This is a genomic window from Leisingera coralii (genome assembly GCF_049056525.1).
GTDB classification, from domain to species: Bacteria; Pseudomonadota; Alphaproteobacteria; order Rhodobacterales; family Rhodobacteraceae; genus Leisingera; species Leisingera coralii.
The window spans coordinates 32,350-48,266 of sequence record NZ_JBHUPT010000069.1 but is presented as its reverse complement, the minus strand read 5'-3'; the positions used below and the strand labels follow the sequence as shown (position 1 = coordinate 48,266).

Genomic DNA, 15,917 nt, shown 5'->3' with positions numbered 1-15,917 from the left:
AGGTCTCCTCAGGTTTCGGCGTCGGTCGGGTAGGTGGCGCCAAGCGCCCGCCAGTCCTTGGCAGCATTGGGGGCGCCCTCGTCCCAGTTCTGGTGGTTGACCATGATGTCGGGCACCTGCGCAGGCCACCAGCAGGGATCGGAGCAGCCGTAAAGATCGGCCTCCATCGGCTGGCACAGCGCAGCCAGCCCGCCAAAGGGATCAACCTCCCAGCCCGGATCAAAGGTGGTGGCGCATCCGGCAGTCACGGTCTGCATCGCCCGGACCTCTTCCATCTGGCCTTGGGCCGCAGCCTGCTGAACGCGTTCGGCTTTCTGATTGAGCGGTTTCATTTTCCAAACGCCCTCCTCGGCGCAACATGTTGGTGAAAGAACTGCGGTGCCTGGGCGATCAGCCGGGCATAGGCGGCCACGCCAAAGTCGATCCAGTCGCGCATCAGGTCGCAGTAGTGATAGGTCGGCATCATCGGGTCGCTGAAATGGGCATAGCTCTCGTGATAGCAGCCGCCTGCGCAAAGGTTGCGGATCCGGCAGGTGGCACAGCCCTTCTCGGTGCGGTCAGACCGCGCCTTGATGAAGCCCGACAGCTCCTTGCGCTTGATGCCCTCATCGACGGTGCCGAACTGGTCCATTTCCGATCCGGTAAACCGGTGGCACAGGTTCAGCGCGCCATCGTGGTTGACCGCCAGCATCCCCACCCCGGCCCCGCAGGGCAGCGCCTTGGAGCGCCCTTCGTAGAGGTCGTTCATCATCTGATGCATGTTGGAAAAGCCGATGTTACGGCCCTCCAGCGCCGCCTCGACATAGAGTCTACCAAGGGATTTCATCCCCTCGAACACCTCCAGCAGCTCGGCGCCGTTGAGGTTGAAGGCATCCATCTCGCCCGAAGTGACCGGCGAGAACCCGACCTCGGCAAAGCCGATATCGTTGATCAAGTGGTCCCAGATCTCGACGATATTGGTGATGCCTGCCGTCAGGGTGACGCGGGCGCCCACCGGCTTGGATTTATACCGCGACAGCAGCAGCCGCGCCTTGGCGGCTACCGTGTCATAGGTGCCCTTGCCGCCCACCGTCTTGCGGTTCAGATCGTGCTGCGCCTTGGGCCCGTCGATGGAAACCGTCAGGCCAAAGCGATGTTCGTCCAGCCAGTCGATCAAGGGCTCGGTCAGCAGTGTCGCATTGGTCGTCAGGCTGAAATTCACCTCCTTGCCAAGCGCCGCAAAATGCGGCTCGGCCCAGTCCACCACCTGCCGGATCAGCGGCAGGTTCGACAGCGGCTCGCCGCCGAAGAACACGATGTTGTAGCTGTCCCGGTCCGGGTTTTCGGCCAGCAGCATCTCCGCCGATTTCCGCGCCGTCTCAAAGGCCATCTTCTGGCCCTTGGACGGCACCGCCAGATCCTCTTTGTAGCAATAGGAACAGGCCAGGTTACAGCCGGTGTTGACGTTCAGAACGATGGTGGTCAGCGGAAAGGTCTCGATCTCGATCGGCGGCCGTTCCGGCTGCAGCGGGCGGCCGTCGTTGACGATATCCAGCCGCACCAGCCCGTCGAGCCGCGCCGCCGCATCCTCAGCAGCAAACCGCGCCTCGAACTCGTCCATCGAGAACGCCTGCTCCTGCGCGGCATAGTCCAGAATATCCCGGTCTACCCCATCCATCTCGAAGATCGAGGTGGTGGGGACATGGAACAGAACCTCCCGCCCTTCGACCTCAACCCGGTGCGCATTGGCCGGCTGATAGTGAAAGTCTTTCATGGTCTCTCTCCCCTGTCTCAGCGGATCGGCGGGTCGATGAAGCGCTGCACGGTGACGATCAGCATCGCCTCCGCCTGCTGGCCCATCGCCTCTGCCTGCACGGTCAGCTCCCCCGCGTTGTTGGCGCTAAAGGGGCGGTCCGGGTTGGGGCCGGCAACCGCGGGCGCAAAGATGCCGTTTGGCTGCATTTCCCCTGCAAATTCAGTGTCTTTCATGTGCGCTGCGTGCTCATGCGCGTTGGCCACGGACCATTCCGCCTCAACCCGTCCGATGCGCACGTCATCCTCGGTCCCCGCTTTGCCATCGGGTCCGTTCCACATGCCAACCGCATTGAAATAGGCAGGCACCGCCGCCGGGCCTTCCTCGCTGCCGCCGCCGACGCGGGCGATGGTGAATTCCGGCTCCACCTTCAGGCTGTCGACAGAGGTGTAATGGGCGATCTGCCCTTCTGCCCCGCCTGCGCTGAAGGTGACAATGCCGTTGCCCTCAGCCGCCAGCGACAGCGCCGCGCCATAGGTGTTCGCAGCCGTCTCGCCGCTGGAGCTGTCCAGCCCGTCCAGCCCGGTGCCAACCACCTGCACCTGCGCCTCCCCTGCCGGCACGGCAGAGGGAACCGTGCCCAGGATGACGCTGCCAGCCCCGTCCCGCGCTCCTGTCAGCGGCGCGCCCAAGGCATCGTTGCTGCGGTCGAACTGGCGGCCCTGCAGGCTGTTGCCATCCTCTGACAGCGCCAGCACCTGGCGGTAGGCAGTGCCGCCAATGTCCAGATTGGCCCGCCATTCATAGCCGGTGTACAGGTTCATCTGCCCCGACGCCGGATGCGCGGTGCCGTCCGCGGTCACAAACTCGCCGCTGACCTGATAGGGCGAGGCATCGCCCGTCACCGTCAGCTTGCCATAGGCCTCGCCGATGCCGGGCAGATCGGTCATCACCACCCAGCCGCCCGCCACCGGCTGCTTCTCCGCCGCCTGCCAGTCCGTCCAGGCAGCGGTCTCCAGCGGGTTCTGTTCGGCCAGATAGCTGGCGATCTCGGTCCGGGCGATCTTGTACCACTCCCGGTCGCGGCCAAGCGCCTGGTATTCGATGGTGGGGAAATGGCCGACATGGAAGTCCATGTGCAGCTCCCATTCCTCCGCCGTGCGGTTCTGCAGCAGCCCCCGCGCGCCGGTATGGCAGCGCGCGCACATCGAGGCGAACGGCTCGTCAAAGCTCTCCTGCGCGTTCGGATCCTTCTCCAGCGCATAGCGGAACGGCGCGGCCTCAGCAGGCGCCAGCCCCTGCGTGTCCGCCAGATGCTGCACGATGGCGCGGCGGTCATCCGCGCTGATCTCCAGCCCGTGCGACTGCTGCATCCGGACGATGGTCATCATCCAGCCCTCAGGCGTCTTGCGCTGGCCGCTGATCCGGCTCAGCCCGCCCTCCCCTGCCGTGTGGCAGGCAGAGCAGGTGTTCTTCAGCAGCTCCTCGCTGCCCATCGCCGGCACCGCGCCCGCCGCAGATATCAGAAGTGCAGCCGTCAGGCCGCGGGGTCGTAGTTGCATGGTTCAGTCTCCCTGTTTGCAGTGTCCCAGGGGATCTGCGCCCCTCGGTGAAGCCTTGCGATAAAAGCCATTGATGGATCGCCCGGGCCGCCTGCGGCGGGGCCTCGGGCAGAACCGCGCTGTGAAAGCGGGTCGCATCCGGCAGCGGCTGGCCGTCCAGGCGGCGCAGCAGCGGCACGATCTCCTGCCCGGCAGCAAAAGCCGCACCGCCCGGTGCGTCCCGGGTGATCAGCACCTCGCGCCGCGCCAGATGCCCGTCCTGCACGACCACCCGCGTCGCGGTGTGAGGGCGGATGTCCGTGTCATGGGCCGGCGCATCGTCCGGCCAGGCCGCGCGCTGCTGCCAGAACGGCGTCTGAAACCCCGCCTCGCGGTAGAAATCCCGGCCCACCCGCGCCTGCCGCCAAAAGGTCTCTGCCACCCGGTTGCGGTAGAACTCGCGAGCCAGTTCCGCCTCCCCGGACAAGAGCGCCCGCGCGACGGGCACCGCCATCAGCGCCGAGGACACCGCCCAGAACATCCCGTGCCCCGACAGGGGGTCCAGCGCCACCGCCGCATCACCCAGCCGCGGGCAGCGTGGATCCAGATCCGGCGCCGCCAGCCGCGGCGCAATCGCATGAACAACGGGGCGGCGGGGCATCGGAGCATCTCCCGCCACCGTCTGCCACAGCGCCGTCACAGCCGTCTTGCCGCCCGTCTGGCCCAGCGAAGCCGCAGCACCCACCGCCTGCAGCCACAGCCGCTCGCGGTCCACAGGAACCGACCAGACCCAGCCGTCGGGCCGCGCCTCGATCCGCGGCGTCTCCATATCTCCCGCCTGCGGCGGCACAAATCCGGCAACGGAGATCGTGTCCGGCCCCACCAGCTCAGCCCGGTTCAGATCCGAACTCTGGCGCGGCGCCCGGCGGCCGCGGGCCTCAAACAGCAGCCGGGCGGCAATGCTTTGACCATCGGCCAGGCGGATTTCACCCGCCTCAGGCCGCACGCTGGACACCGCCGCATAGATAACGCTGACACCTTCGGCCCGCACCGCCTCCAGCAGCCCGGCATCAAACGCGCTGCGGTCGGCCAGATGCTCGCTGTTCTGGCCGCCCTGGAACGCGCCCCAGCTGACATGGCGCTGCGCCGCCGGGCCGATCCCGGCCAGCGGCAGGTGGTGCCGCGCCAGGATCGCCGCGACGCGGGCGGACATCCCCTCATACCGGGGCGCACGCGGCGGCAGAGTGGCCAGCGCCACGCTGAACCCGGCCCGCGCCAGCAGAACCGCCGCCACCGACCCGGCCGGGCCGCCGCCTGCAATCGCAATATCAAAGGTGCCTATTTGAGGTGCCATTTAGCCAAGGTGCCCCGGCAGGCCGCCCCTTGTGGCGGACACTTCCGGACAACAACCCGACATTTCCGGACAGATTCGGCCGCTTGGGCCCCGGTTACGGCAATTTTTCTCGAATGAGGGAATTTTGCGGTATTCTGGCGCAATCCTGAGGAACTGCGCGATGCCACACACCTACCAGCCCCGGATTTCCGCCTCCACTTTGAACGACCCGCTGCGGGCCGTCGAGTTCATGAACGGCGATGCCGCCTCGATTTCCCGCAACGCCGGGATCAGCCCGCAGGACCTGGAGGGCGAGATTGGCCTGAAGAAATTCGTGGACTTCTGCGAACACGCCTCGGACCAGCTGAACCTCCCCGATTTCGGCTGGCGGGTCGGCTCGGTCTTCGACCTGCAAAACCTTGGCACGCTTGGGGAATACATCCTGCAGGCGCCAACGCTGGGGGCGGCGCTGGCGCTATTCCGCAATGCCTTTCCGATGGTGCAAAGCGACTCGGAGCTGCGGCTGACGGTCGATGGGGACAAGGCGCGGCTGACCTACCGGATCCTCGACACCCGCATCTGGCCGCGGCAGCAGGATGCGGAGCTGACGCTGTCGGTGTTCCACAGCCTGATCCGCTCCGCCACCGGCCCGGACTGGCGGCCCGAGCTGTTGTCGCTGGAGCACGAATCAAGCGCCCTGCACAGCCGCAGCGCTGCCGGGCCGCGCTGCCCGGTGCAGTATGCTGCGCCCTCGAACACGCTGGTGTTTTCCGCGGGCCTGCTCGATCTGCCGCTGGCGGACCGCGAAAACCCCGCCTTCAAGACCGCCTCGCAGTCGATTGTCCGCACCGCCCGGCAAAGCGAACGCGAAGCGCCGGTGACCGTGCGGGTGCGCCGCGAGCTGCTGATGCGGATCGGCCGCGAGAGCTTTGAGCAGACCGCCATCGCCGCCGCCCTGGGCATGTCGCGCCGCACCCTGCGGCGGCGGCTGGAGGATGAGGGGCAGAAGTTCTCCCGCCTGCTGGCGGGCTGCCGGATGGAGATCGCCAAGCGCATGCTGTTGGCCCCCGGCGCGCAGCTGCACGACATCTCGGAGCGGCTGGGCTATTCCGAAGTTTCCGCTTTCGAACGCGCCTTCCGCCAGCGCGAGGGCGCAACCCCCAGCCAGTTCCGCAAGCAGTCCTGCGCAGACGGATCCGGGACCGCTGCCGGCAGCGCAGCCTCCACCGCGAACTGACACCCAAGCATTGCCATTTGCGGACAGCCGGTGCCAAGCGGGGCAGGCACCTGATCTCGGGTTCTATTTCCGGTGGCGCCAAAAACTTCGGAAAAAGCGGGTGTGCTCGGCCGCCTCAGCGTGAAGCCATTCCCTGAACCGCAACAGCGCATCGGTCCTGAGACCGTTTTCCGGCTGAAGAAAGAAATAGGAGTCCGGCGACGGCAGCCTGATATCGAAGGGGCAGACCAGCGTCTTATCCTCAATATGACCTCGGGTGGTGACTTCGTCTCCGATGGTTACTCCGTCGCCTCGCGCCGCCGCCGCCAGACACAGTATGGAGCGGTTGTAGATCCGCCCGGCGTCGGGGTTCAGGCTGCGGTCGCCAAGCGCATCGCGGAAGGCGCGCCACCAGGACCGGCTCTGATCGTGGATCAGATGCGGCTCGGGGATGTCCGAGAGCTGCGGCGCGCGGTCGAGGGCGCGGAAATACTGCGGCGCGGCAACCGGGAATACGGTGTTGGTCAGCAAGGGCTCGAACCTGCAGCCGGTCCAGTCGCCGCGCCCCCAGACCACCGCGCAGTCAAACTCGGCGCCGGGCGGGCGGTTCATGCCGACCTGAACCGAGATCGAGATACGGATATCGGGGTGCAGCGCCTCGAACCGGCGCAGGCGCGGAAACAGCCACAGCTCGGTGAAATCGGCATCGCCCCAGAAGCGGATCTGCTCCGGCAGCGGCGCCTTGGCCTGCTGCAGCCCGGTTTCGATGCGGCCAAAGGCCTCTGCCGCCAGATCGGCGACATGGCGGCCATAGGCGGTGATCTCCGCCTTGCGGTGCGATCGCAGAAACAGCGGCTGCTGCAATTCCGCCTCCAGCGCAGCGATTTGCTTGCTGACCGCCGACTGGGTGACACCCAGAGTATCGGCGGCCTTGGAGAACCCGCCCTCGCGCGCGACGGCGGCCAGGACGCGGAGGGCATTCAGGTTGGGCAAGCCACGGCCAGACATGAGAAAATCTCCTGTAAAAGCGGAATTATTGTAATTTGACTGAATAAACCGCCTGCATCAAGGTGCTGGCAACCCGGTTGCAGGAGGTTCGCATGGCACAGCTTTTCCCATTCACCGATCCGGCTCTGGCTGAAACCGATCCGCCCAGCCGCTTTGTCCGCGGCGAGGGGATCCGGGTGACCGATGCGGATGGCAAATCCTGTATCGATGCGGTGTCCGCGCTGTGGTGTTCGTCGCTGGGGTTCACGCCGGAGCGGCTGACGCAGGCGTTGACGCGGCAAATGTCCCAGCTTGCCTATTACCATTCCTTCATGGGGCGCACACCTGCGGTTGCGGATGAGCTGGCGGCGCGGCTGGTGGCGCGGCTGCCGGGCATGGCGCGGGTGTTCTTTGGCACCTCCGGCTCCGAGGCGGTGGAAACGGCGGCGAAATTCGCGCGCTTTTACTGGAACGCCAAGGGCCGGACGGACAAGAAGCGCATCATCGCCCGCGAGGGCGCCTATCACGGCTCGGGCCAGATGAGCGCGGCGCTGACAGGGCTGGCTTATTGTCATGACGGGTTCGACCTGCCGCTGGACGCGGTGCTGCGCACCGGGCGGCCGCATTATTTGCAGGACGCGGAGCCAGGCGAGAGCGAGATTGCCTTCTCCAGGCGCCGGGCAAGGGAGCTGGATGCGCTGATCCGCGCGGCTGACCCGGGCACCATCGGCGCCTTTATCGGCGAGCCTGCGATGGGCGCCGGCGGGGTTATCCTGCCGCCGGAGGGATATTGGAGCGAAATACAGGAGGTTCTGGCGCGCCACGATATCCTGCTGATCGCCGATGAGATCATCTGCGGTTTCGGGCGCACCGGCGAATGGTTTGGCTGCGAGACCTATGGCATCCGCCCCGACATGATGACGCTGGCCAAGCAGCTGACCGCCTCGGTCTTTCCGATGTCAGCGGTGGCGATGACCGGTGAGGTCTATGAGACGATCCGGTCGCTGGGCCATGAATACGGCACCTTTGGCCATGGCGTGACCTATGGCGGACATCCGGCGGGCGCGGCCGTAGCGCTGGAATGCCTTGATATCTATGAGGAAATGGACCTTCCCGCGCATACACAGCGGCTGGGCGCGCGGATTGCGGCGGGGCTGGAGCGGCTGCGCGGCGCGCCCAGCGTTCGGGATGTGCGCTGCCAGGGGATGCTGGCGGCGGTGGAGATGGACACCGAAGGTCTCGCCCGCGCCGCGGGGCAGGAGGCCGAGCGGCGGGGCGTGTTCTTCCGCATCATCGGGCCGGTTCTGGCGATTGCACCGCCCTATATCTGCACCGGTGAGGAGATCGGCGAGATCATGGCGGTGATGCAGGCGGCGGTCCAGTCCGTCACGGCCCCCGCATGAGCGGTCTGGCCTATCTTGGGGCGGCGGAGGCGCTGGCGGCCTTCCGGAAAAAGGCGCTGTCGCCGGTGGAGCTGACCGAGGCGGTGATTGCCCGGGCCGAGGCGACGGAGCCGGCGGTCAACGCCCTGACATACCGCTTTTTCGAGGCCGCGCGGGAGGCCGCGGGTGAGGCCGAGGCGCGGTATATGGGCAGGGGGCCGACGCCACGGCCGCTGGAGGGGATCTGCGTTGCGGTCAAGGATTCCGGCCATATCGCCGGGCAGCCGACCTCTGCCGGGTCGCTGCTGGCCAGCGAGGCGCCGCAGCCCGCGACCTCGCCCATCAACCAGCGGGTGCTGGAAGCGGGGGCCATTGTGCATGCCCGCAGCGCCACGCCGGAATATTCCTGCGCCGCAGTCACCTGGTCGCGCCGCTGGGGCGTGACCCGCAACCCCTGGAACACCGCAATGACGCCGGGCGGCTCCTCCGGCGGGGCGGGGGCGGCGCTGGCGGCAGGTTCGGCGACTCTGGCGACAGGCTCTGACATCGGCGGCTCGATCCACATTCCCGCCGCCTGCTGCGGGGTAGTGGGCTACAAGCCGCCGCGCGGGCGCAACCCGGTGGATGCGCCGTTCAACCTGGACCCCTATTGCCACACTGGCCCAATGGCGCGCAGCGTTGGTGATGCGCTGCTGTTTCAGAACCTGCTGAGCGGCCCGCACCCGGAGGACCCCTGCACCCTGCCCTATCAGGAAATCCGGCCAGGTCCTTCCAGGATCAAGGGGCTGCGGGTGGCGGTCTCGCGTGATCTGGGGTTCTTTGAAGTCGAGCCTGAGATGCTGGCAGCGCTGGAGACCGCGGCGCAGCTGTTCCGCGACCTGGGCGCCAAGGTCACGGAGATCAGCCTGCCCTGGGGCAACGATGTTCTGCAGGCGGCGCTGACCCATCTTCGGCTGATCTTCGGCACCTCCATCGCACCCGAAAATGATGCCGGCTGGGAGCGGATGACGCCCTATGCCAGCGATTTCGCCCGCGCCGGGCTGGCGGTCCGGCCGCGCGATTACCTGGCGGCGCTGACCACCGCAGGCGAGGCCGGGCGGGCACTCGGGAAGGCGATGGCGGGATATGATCTGCCTTTGTGCCCGGCAACGGCGATTCCGGCGGTGCCTGCGAATTTCGACCCCGCCAGTGACAGCCTGCAGATCAATGGCCGGGAGATGGACAGCATGCTGGGCTGGGCACTGACCGTGCCGTTCAACATGCTGGGGACCCATCCGGTGCTGTCGGTGCCGGTCGCGCAATCGGCCAGCGGCGTGCCGATGGGAGTGCAGATAACCGGCCGCCCGTTCGACGAGGCGACGGTTTTCCGCGCCGGGCTGGCGTTTGAACGCGCCCGCGGCGCATGGTTCACCAGCGGCGGACCGAAACCAATGGACACAAGTGTCCAAAATCATATGCTCTGACGGGCCAAACCAGGGAGACGGACAATGGCAAACGATTCCACCCATCCGGCGGCAGCGCTATATGCGCGCGAGTACCGCGCCGGGCTGATGACCAAGCGCGAGTTTTTGAGCCGCGCGACGATGCTGGGCCTGTCGGCCGCGGCGGCCTATTCGGCCATCGGCCTGGCCGCGCCCGCGCCAGCCCGGGCGGCGGCGCAGCAGGGCGGCACGCTGCGCGTCAACATGGAGACCAAGGCGCTGAAGGATCCGCGGCTGTGGGACTGGACCGAGATGGCCAATTTCTGCCGCGGCTGGCTGGATTACCTGTCGAACTTCAACCGGGACGGCACCGTGACCGGAAGCCTGCTGGAAAGCTGGGAAGCGAATGAGACCGCCGATCAGTACCGGCTGAACCTGCGCAAAGGTGTCAAGTGGAACAATGGCGATGATTTCACCGCCGAAGATGTGCTGCACAACCTGACCCGCTGGGCCGATGGCACGGTCGAGGGCAATTCGATGGCGGCGCGTGTGTCGGCGCTGCAGGACCCGGAAACCAAGAAGCTGCGCGAGGGTGCGGTGGAAGTGGCCGGCGATCACACCGTGATCCTGAACCTGTCGAAATCGGACATCAGCCTGGTTGCAGGCCTGTCGGATTACCCGGCAGCTGTGGTGCACCGCAGCTATGACGGCGGCGATCTGCTGGAGAACCCGGTCGGCACCGGCGCCTATCTGCCCGAAAGCTACAGCGTTGGAGAAAAGGGCGTGCTGGTGCGCAACCCCGATCACGGCTACTGGCGCGAGGGCGGCTGGCTGGAGCGGATCGAGTTCATCGATCTGGGCACCGACCAGACGGCGGTTCTGGCCGCGGCCGAGGGTGACGAGATCGACCTGACCTACCGCACCGATGGCGATTACGTCGATGTGTTCACCGGCATCGGCTGGACGCCGACCAATGTGGTGACGGCCAGCACTCTGGCAGTGCGGTTCAACCAGGGCGGCGCGCCCTATGACAGCCGCGATGTACGCCGTGGCATCCAGCTGTGCGTCGAGAATGCGCTGCTGCTGGAGCTGGGCATCGGCGGGCTGGGGCTGGTAGGGGAAAACCACCACGTCTGCCCGGTGCATCCCGAATACGCCGAGCTGCCGCCGCTGGAAGTGAACCCGGAGAAAGGGCTCGAGATGGTCGCCGCTGCGGGCCATGGCGAGACCGAGTTCGAGTTGATCTCGCTGGACACAGATTGGCAGAAGAACACCTGCGACGCGGTGGCGGCGCAGATGCGGGACGCGGGGCTGAACGTCGCGCGCAAGATCTTGCCCGGCGCAACCTTCTGGAACGACTGGACCAAATACCCGTTCTCGGCCACCGAATGGGGCCCGCGGCCGCTGGGCATCCAGATCATGTCGCTGGCTTATAAATCCGGCGCGCCCTGGAACGAGAGCGGTTTTGCCAATGCCGAGTTCGATGCGTTGCTGGAGCAGGGGCTGGCCATCGCCGATGCGGACAAGCGCCGCGAAATCATGGCCAAGATGCAGAAGCTGCTGCAGGACGAAGGGGTGGTGATCCAGCCCTACTGGCGCTCGGTCTATAACCATTCGAGCGGGAAATTTGCCAATGTTGACATGCACCCGTTCTATCAGCTGGACCTGCACGACATACATCTGGCGGGCTGACAAAGCCGCCTAGCCTTTGCGCTCGAGTTCGCCAAACAGTGCGTCCGCGACGGCTTGCTTCCCGGACTTGGCGAGAAGCCCCGCATGGCCCGGACCCTAATGAGGCGGCCTGACGGTAAATCACTAGCCCGCTCCTTTAACCAGGGGCGGGTGCAGTCTGGGTGCCGTTGGGGAGCCTGATCTGACGGGTCCGGTTTGATTGCCAGTGATGGCGTGGATACCCCCGCCTAACGGCATCACAGTGTGCCAAGGTGATGTTCTGCACAGTGTCACTTCGAATAAAGAGCAACCATGGCTGAAATCAGCATTATGGGCGTCTATCCGGCAAAGAACGTGTTGCCGCTCCACGGTGCTTGCGCCGATGGTATCGCCAAATGGATTCAGCGGCACACGGGCTTGCACAGCAGGTATTCACCAATTCGGCGATACTTCTGCTGCACATATGCCCTGTCCAACCTGGGCTTTTCCGGTCACAGCGCCGCAGTCGTGCCCCGAAAGATAGGCTCCGGTTCACAGCAGATCCTGAACGGATCCGGCGCATCAGAGGTTATGAAGGCAGTGAACTGCTCACCGGCGAGCGTTCCGATCGTGCCGGCCGGGATGCGGACCGTTGTCAGCCCCGGCTCGATTTCGGCGGAGCCCTTGAAGTCGCCGATACCGATGACCGACAACTGCTCCGGCACCTGCAGCCCGCAGCGCTGCGCAGCATAAAGCGCGCCCTGGGCAATCACGTCATTGCCGCACAGCAGTGCGCTTGGGCGCGCCGGCGCCGACAGCAGGTCCAGGGCCGCCTGCTTGGCCTGCGAAACGCTGTATGGCGCTTCGGATTTGCGACCGTCCGGCACCGCAACGCCAGCGGCCTCAAGTGTTTCCAGAACCGCCTCCAGCCGGTGCCGCGCCCGGTCGTTGCCCCGCGTGTCGGGAAAGATCAGGCCGATGTCCCGGTGCCCCAGTTCCACCAGGTGCTCCGCCGCCATCCGCCCGGCCAGCCGGTTGTCAGCGCCGACGCAGGGCAGCTCGGACTCCTCTGCATAATTCCAGATCGCCATCGCAGGTGTTTCCTGCTGCGCAATCAGCCGCGAGGTGGCCTCGGAATGCTCCAGCCCGATCAGCGCCACCCCGTCCACCCGGTGCTCCATCAGCTTGCGCACCATCTCGTACTCACGGTCCAGATCATAGCCGTGCGAGGCCAAGAGCAGGGTAAAGCCGGCCCGGTCGATCGCATCCGAAAACGCCTGGATCACCTCGGCAAAAATCGCGTGGTTGATCGTCGGCACCACCAGCCCGATGGTGCCCGACCGCTTGCCATGCATCATCTGCGCCGCACGGTTTCGGACATAGCCCAGTTTCTGCACCGCACGGGTGATCTTCTTGCGAGTCGCCGGGCTCACCAGATCGGGATGGTTGAACGTGCGCGACACCGTGGAGGGCGACACTTTTGCAGCCTTCGCCACCGCAACGATATCCACGTTACCCCTTTGTTTCGGCGCCATAATCCGCCCTCCTGAGGCAAGATTTATGAAAACGTTTGCAATACTATTTTCATGGCCTAACCTGTTTTGTCAACAAAAGCAAAAGCGCGATCAGCCTGGTTGGGAGGCCCCGAATGGAGTTCATTTATTACTTCGGAGACGTGTTCTCACCGCTGTCATTCCTGCTGCTTCTGGGCGGCACCATCGGCGGGCTGATCCTGGGGGCGACCCCGGGGCTTTCGCCGACAATGGCGGTGGCGCTGCTGATCCCCTTCACCTTCCATCTGGAGGCCGTTCAGGGCCTGATCCTGCTGGGCGCCGCCTATACCTCCACCGTGGCCGGCGGCGCAGTCAGCGCGATCCTTCTGAAGATTCCCGGTGCGCCCGCAAACATCGCCACCACGCTGGACGGTCACAAGATGGCCAAGCAGGGCCAGGGCGCCAAGGCGCTGCAGCTGTCGTTCCTGGCCTCCGCCGTCGGCGGCATCTTCGGCGTGCTGCTGCTGATCTTCCTGACCCCGCTGCTGGCCCAGTGGGCGCTGGCCTTCGGCCCCTCGCATCTGTTCTGGCTGGCGATCCTGGGCGTGACAGTTATCGGCTCGCTGGACTCGGCCTCCGTGGTCAAGGGGCTGCTCTCCGGCTGCATCGGCTTGTGGCTCGCCACCATCGGGTTCGACGACATCATGGGCGCTCAGCGTTTCATCTTCCACCCGTCGCTTGGCGGCGGCATCAACATCATCGCGGCGCTCATTGGCCTCTTTGCCATCCCGCAGGTGCTCACCATGTTCGCCAAGGGCCGCCGCGCGGACGGCGCCGAGGTGATCGAGGTGCAGAAGCATTCCGTGCTTGACGCCACCCGCGAACTGCTGCGCCGCCCGCGCGCCCTTGGCATCGGCACCATCACCGGCTCCATCATCGGGCTGATCCCCGGCGTCGGCGGCCAGATTGCCGGGCTGGTGGCCTATGACCAGACCAAGAAGTTCTCCTCCGAGAAGGAGAAATTCGGCAAGGGCCACAGCGAAGGCGTGATCGCCGCGGAATCCGCCAACAACGCCATGGTCGGCCCGTCGCTGGTGCCGCTGCTCACGCTGTCGATCCCCGGCAGCCCCACCGCCGCGGTGCTGCTGGGCGGCCTGCTGATCCACGGCATCTTTCCGGGTTCCGACCTGTTCGACAATCACCCGGATGTGGCCTGGACCTTCATCAACTCGATGCTGGTGGGCCAGGTCCTGATGTGCCTCTTCGGCCTCTATGTCGCAGGCCTCGCCGCCCGCGTCGCCCAGGTGCCGCAATCGGTGATGGCCGCCATCGTGCTCGCCCTCTCCGTCTTCGGCGCCTACTCGGTGCAAAGCTCGATGGGCGACGTCTACGTGATGGCCTGCCTCGGCATCGGCATGTATTTCCTGGAGCGTTTCGGCTTCTCCGCCGCGCCGCTGGTGCTGGGCCTGATCCTGGGCCCGATCGCGGAGTCGAACTTCATCCAGGGCGGCATGATCGCCGACGCGACCGTCGGCAAGTCCGCCTACTTCCTGACCGGCGGCCTCAACATCTTCCTGATCGCCGTGGTGCTGGCCTCCATCGCCTATTCGGCCTGGATGGAGCTGCGCAGCAGCCGCTACACCACCAAAGAGGAGGCGCAGGCATGAACCGGTCTCAGCACATCCTCGGGTCCGGCCTAGTCTTTGCCGTCGGCATCTGGGTCGCCTGGGTCAGCTACACCCAACAGCCTGCCGAGGCCTTCCTGTTCCCGCGCCTGATCGCATCTGTGTTCGTGGTGCTGGCAGGCTGGACCTTCGGCAAAGCCGTCCTGGGCCTCAGCAAGGTCGGCTCCGGCGTGTCCCGGACGATGTTCCTCAACATGGTTCCGGGTCTGGCGGTGATGCTGGTCTATGTCTTCTGGGCCGCCAAGGCGCTGGGGTTCTACACCGCCACCGCCATCGCCTTTTTCATTCTGCTGTCGCTCTACGACCCGGCGCCGCATTCCGAAGGCAAGACCTGGATCCGGCGCGCGCTGATCACCGCAGTGTTCGTGGCGGTGATGTACGGCCTCTTTGCCAATCTGCTGAGCGTCTACACGCCGCGGGAAATTCTGTTCTGACCGTTTGCGCACGGTCCGAAACCAAAAAGGGAGGAGAAGAAAATGAAGACACTGATTGCAGGCGCCGCCATCGCGCTGATGGGCCTGGCAGGCGCTGCCATGGCCGAGGAATATCCGGAACGCCCGATCATGATGATGGTCTCCTACGGGGCCGGCGGGGCGACCGATTTTCAGGCCCGGATCGTCACCATGACCGCGGGCAACGAGGATGCGCTGGGAATGCCCATCGCCATCATCAACAAGCCCGGTGCCGGCGGCCGTGTCGGCTGGAACTGGTTTGCCACCCAGGCCGATGCCGACGGCTACACGCTCGCGGCCTACAACGTGCCCCATTTCATCGCCCAGTCGATCAAGGGCGGCGTGCAGTATTCCGCGGACAGTTTCGAACCGATCGCCAACTGGGGCGCCGATCCGGCAGTGTTTGTCGTGGGAGCTGACAGCCCGTTCAACTCGATGGCCGATGTGGTCGCCTACGCCCAGGAGAACCCGGGCAAACTGACCTTTTCCGGCGCCGGCCTGTTTGTCGGCCACCACATCGCCGCGCTGCAGATCGAAAGGGCGGCGGACGTGAAGATGGCCTACATCCCAACCAAGGGCGGCGGCGCGGCCGCGATGAAGGCGGTGATCGCCGGTGAGGTGATGGGTGGCATCAACAACCTCTCGGACGCCTACCGTGCGCAGGAGGCCGGCAACGTCAAGATCCTGGGGGTTGCCGACCTGCAGCGCTCCGACTTCCTGCCCGATGTACCCACCATGCAGGAGCAAGGGCTGGAGGTTGACAACTCCTCGGTCAACTTCCGCGGCATCATGGTGCCCAAGGACACCCCGCAGGAGGTGATCGACAAGCTCGCCGCAACCGTGCCTGCAATGTTCGCCAATGACCGGGTCGCCAAGAAGATGCAGGCTGGCGGATCCCCGATGCACATCATGACCCGTGACGAGGTCAAGGAGATGTGGGCCGCCCGCGAACAGACACTGAAAGAGCTCCTGGCCGGTCTCTGATCCCAGCCGGAACGCCTTCGGGGCGCGCGCAGCCGCAGCGC

Annotated in this window: 13 protein-coding genes; 7 read left to right on the top strand and 6 right to left on the bottom strand. The window is 65.7% G+C overall.

All coding sequences use genetic code 11. The features are described from left to right. Nucleotides 1-8: 8 nt before the first annotated feature. The 4 genes from qhpC to qhpG are packed head-to-tail and all read right to left on the bottom strand — an operon-like array spanning nucleotide 9 to nucleotide 4,627. Complete coding sequence (qhpC, locus tag ACFMBG_RS20030) at nucleotides 9-332, bottom strand: quinohemoprotein amine dehydrogenase subunit gamma (RefSeq protein ID WP_421056443.1); 324 nt, start codon at nucleotides 330-332, stop codon at nucleotides 9-11. Then, nucleotides 329-1,753, bottom strand: a complete 1,425-nt coding sequence (peaB, locus tag ACFMBG_RS20025) for a quinohemoprotein amine dehydrogenase maturation protein (RefSeq protein ID WP_421056442.1) — start codon at nucleotides 1,751-1,753, stop codon at nucleotides 329-331. Before peaB ends, qhpC begins: the two co-directional genes overlap by 4 nt. 17 nt (nucleotides 1,754-1,770) lie before the next feature. Then, nucleotides 1,771-3,237: a quinohemoprotein amine dehydrogenase subunit alpha gene (gene peaA / locus ACFMBG_RS20020; RefSeq protein ID WP_421056459.1), complete on the bottom strand. Its 1,467-nt coding sequence runs from the start codon at nucleotides 3,235-3,237 to the stop codon at nucleotides 1,771-1,773. Beyond that, a complete protein-coding gene (gene qhpG, locus ACFMBG_RS20015; RefSeq protein ID WP_421056441.1) occupies nucleotides 3,131-4,627 on the bottom strand; it encodes a flavin-dependent monooxygenase QhpG in 1,497 nt (498 codons plus the stop codon). The genes peaA and qhpG overlap by 107 nt, the downstream gene beginning before the upstream one ends. Nucleotides 4,628-4,787: 160 nt before the next feature. Here qhpG and qhpR point away from each other — a divergent pair, with 160 nt between their 5' ends. Beyond that, nucleotides 4,788-5,843 carry an AraC-like transcriptional regulator QhpR gene (gene qhpR, locus ACFMBG_RS20010; protein ID WP_421056440.1) on the top strand — a complete coding sequence of 352 codons (1,056 nt, stop codon included), beginning with the start codon at nucleotides 4,788-4,790 and terminating at the stop codon, nucleotides 5,841-5,843. Nucleotides 5,844-5,906: 63 nt separating this feature from the next. Here the strand turns inward: qhpR and ACFMBG_RS20005 are convergent, their stop codons facing one another. After that, on the bottom strand, nucleotides 5,907-6,830 hold the full coding sequence (locus ACFMBG_RS20005; RefSeq protein WP_421056439.1) for a LysR substrate-binding domain-containing protein: 924 nt from the start codon (nucleotides 6,828-6,830) through the stop codon (nucleotides 5,907-5,909). Nucleotides 6,831-6,922: 92 nt separating this feature from the next. Here ACFMBG_RS20005 and ACFMBG_RS20000 point away from each other — a divergent pair, with 92 nt between their 5' ends. Genes ACFMBG_RS20000 through ACFMBG_RS19990 form a run of 3 tightly spaced genes read left to right on the top strand, consistent with a single transcriptional unit; the run spans nucleotide 6,923 to nucleotide 11,304 of the window. Continuing rightward, nucleotides 6,923-8,212, top strand: a complete 1,290-nt coding sequence (locus tag ACFMBG_RS20000) for an aminotransferase class III-fold pyridoxal phosphate-dependent enzyme (RefSeq protein WP_421056438.1) — start codon at nucleotides 6,923-6,925, stop codon at nucleotides 8,210-8,212. Continuing rightward, nucleotides 8,209-9,654 (top strand): amidase, encoded by a 1,446-nt coding sequence (locus tag ACFMBG_RS19995; RefSeq protein WP_421056437.1) that lies wholly within the window; start codon nucleotides 8,209-8,211, stop codon nucleotides 9,652-9,654. The genes ACFMBG_RS20000 and ACFMBG_RS19995 overlap by 4 nt, the downstream gene beginning before the upstream one ends. A gap of 24 nt (nucleotides 9,655-9,678) precedes the next feature. Then, entirely contained in the window at nucleotides 9,679-11,304 is a 1,626-nt protein-coding gene (locus tag ACFMBG_RS19990; RefSeq protein ID WP_421056436.1) for an ABC transporter substrate-binding protein, read from the top strand. A gap of 470 nt (nucleotides 11,305-11,774) precedes the next feature. Here ACFMBG_RS19990 and ACFMBG_RS19985 read toward each other — a convergent pair whose 3' ends face one another. Continuing rightward, nucleotides 11,775-12,797 carry a LacI family DNA-binding transcriptional regulator gene (locus ACFMBG_RS19985; RefSeq protein WP_421056435.1) on the bottom strand — a complete coding sequence of 341 codons (1,023 nt, stop codon included), beginning with the start codon at nucleotides 12,795-12,797 and terminating at the stop codon, nucleotides 11,775-11,777. Nucleotides 12,798-12,910: 113 nt separating this feature from the next. Between ACFMBG_RS19985 and ACFMBG_RS19980 the strand changes: the two genes are divergently transcribed. From ACFMBG_RS19980 to ACFMBG_RS19970, 3 genes are read left to right on the top strand one after another with little or no spacing between them, the layout of a single operon-like run. Continuing rightward, the gene (locus ACFMBG_RS19980; protein WP_421056434.1) at nucleotides 12,911-14,422 is read left to right on the top strand and encodes a tripartite tricarboxylate transporter permease; all 1,512 of its coding nucleotides are present in this window, start codon (nucleotides 12,911-12,913) and stop codon (nucleotides 14,420-14,422) included. Further along, nucleotides 14,419-14,874 carry a tripartite tricarboxylate transporter TctB family protein gene (locus tag ACFMBG_RS19975; RefSeq protein WP_421056433.1) on the top strand — a complete coding sequence of 152 codons (456 nt, stop codon included), beginning with the start codon at nucleotides 14,419-14,421 and terminating at the stop codon, nucleotides 14,872-14,874. Before ACFMBG_RS19980 ends, ACFMBG_RS19975 begins: the two co-directional genes overlap by 4 nt. 42 nt (nucleotides 14,875-14,916) lie before the next feature. After that, nucleotides 14,917-15,876 carry a Bug family tripartite tricarboxylate transporter substrate binding protein gene (locus ACFMBG_RS19970; RefSeq protein ID WP_421056432.1) on the top strand — a complete coding sequence of 320 codons (960 nt, stop codon included), beginning with the start codon at nucleotides 14,917-14,919 and terminating at the stop codon, nucleotides 15,874-15,876. Nucleotides 15,877-15,917: the final 41 nt, after the last annotated feature.

What these genes read in the sequence shown, in the direction of transcription:
- qhpC (WP_421056443.1), bottom strand. Translation starts at nt 332, where the DNA reads ATGAAACCGCTCAATCAGAAAGCCGAACGCGTTCAGCAGGCTGCGGCC.
- ACFMBG_RS19970 (WP_421056432.1), top strand. Translation starts at nt 14,917, where the DNA reads ATGAAGACACTGATTGCAGGCGCCGCCATCGCGCTGATGGGCCTGGCA.
- qhpR (WP_421056440.1), top strand. Translation starts at nt 4,788, where the DNA reads ATGCCACACACCTACCAGCCCCGGATTTCCGCCTCCACTTTGAACGAC.
- ACFMBG_RS19995 (WP_421056437.1), top strand. Translation starts at nt 8,209, where the DNA reads ATGAGCGGTCTGGCCTATCTTGGGGCGGCGGAGGCGCTGGCGGCCTTC.
- ACFMBG_RS19980 (WP_421056434.1), top strand. Translation starts at nt 12,911, where the DNA reads ATGGAGTTCATTTATTACTTCGGAGACGTGTTCTCACCGCTGTCATTC.
- ACFMBG_RS19990 (WP_421056436.1), top strand. Translation starts at nt 9,679, where the DNA reads ATGGCAAACGATTCCACCCATCCGGCGGCAGCGCTATATGCGCGCGAG.
- ACFMBG_RS20005 (WP_421056439.1), bottom strand. Translation starts at nt 6,830, where the DNA reads ATGTCTGGCCGTGGCTTGCCCAACCTGAATGCCCTCCGCGTCCTGGCC.
- ACFMBG_RS20000 (WP_421056438.1), top strand. Translation starts at nt 6,923, where the DNA reads ATGGCACAGCTTTTCCCATTCACCGATCCGGCTCTGGCTGAAACCGAT.
- ACFMBG_RS19975 (WP_421056433.1), top strand. Translation starts at nt 14,419, where the DNA reads ATGAACCGGTCTCAGCACATCCTCGGGTCCGGCCTAGTCTTTGCCGTC.
- qhpG (WP_421056441.1), bottom strand. Translation starts at nt 4,627, where the DNA reads ATGGCACCTCAAATAGGCACCTTTGATATTGCGATTGCAGGCGGCGGC.
- ACFMBG_RS19985 (WP_421056435.1), bottom strand. Translation starts at nt 12,797, where the DNA reads ATGGCGCCGAAACAAAGGGGTAACGTGGATATCGTTGCGGTGGCGAAG.
- peaB (WP_421056442.1), bottom strand. Translation starts at nt 1,753, where the DNA reads ATGAAAGACTTTCACTATCAGCCGGCCAATGCGCACCGGGTTGAGGTC.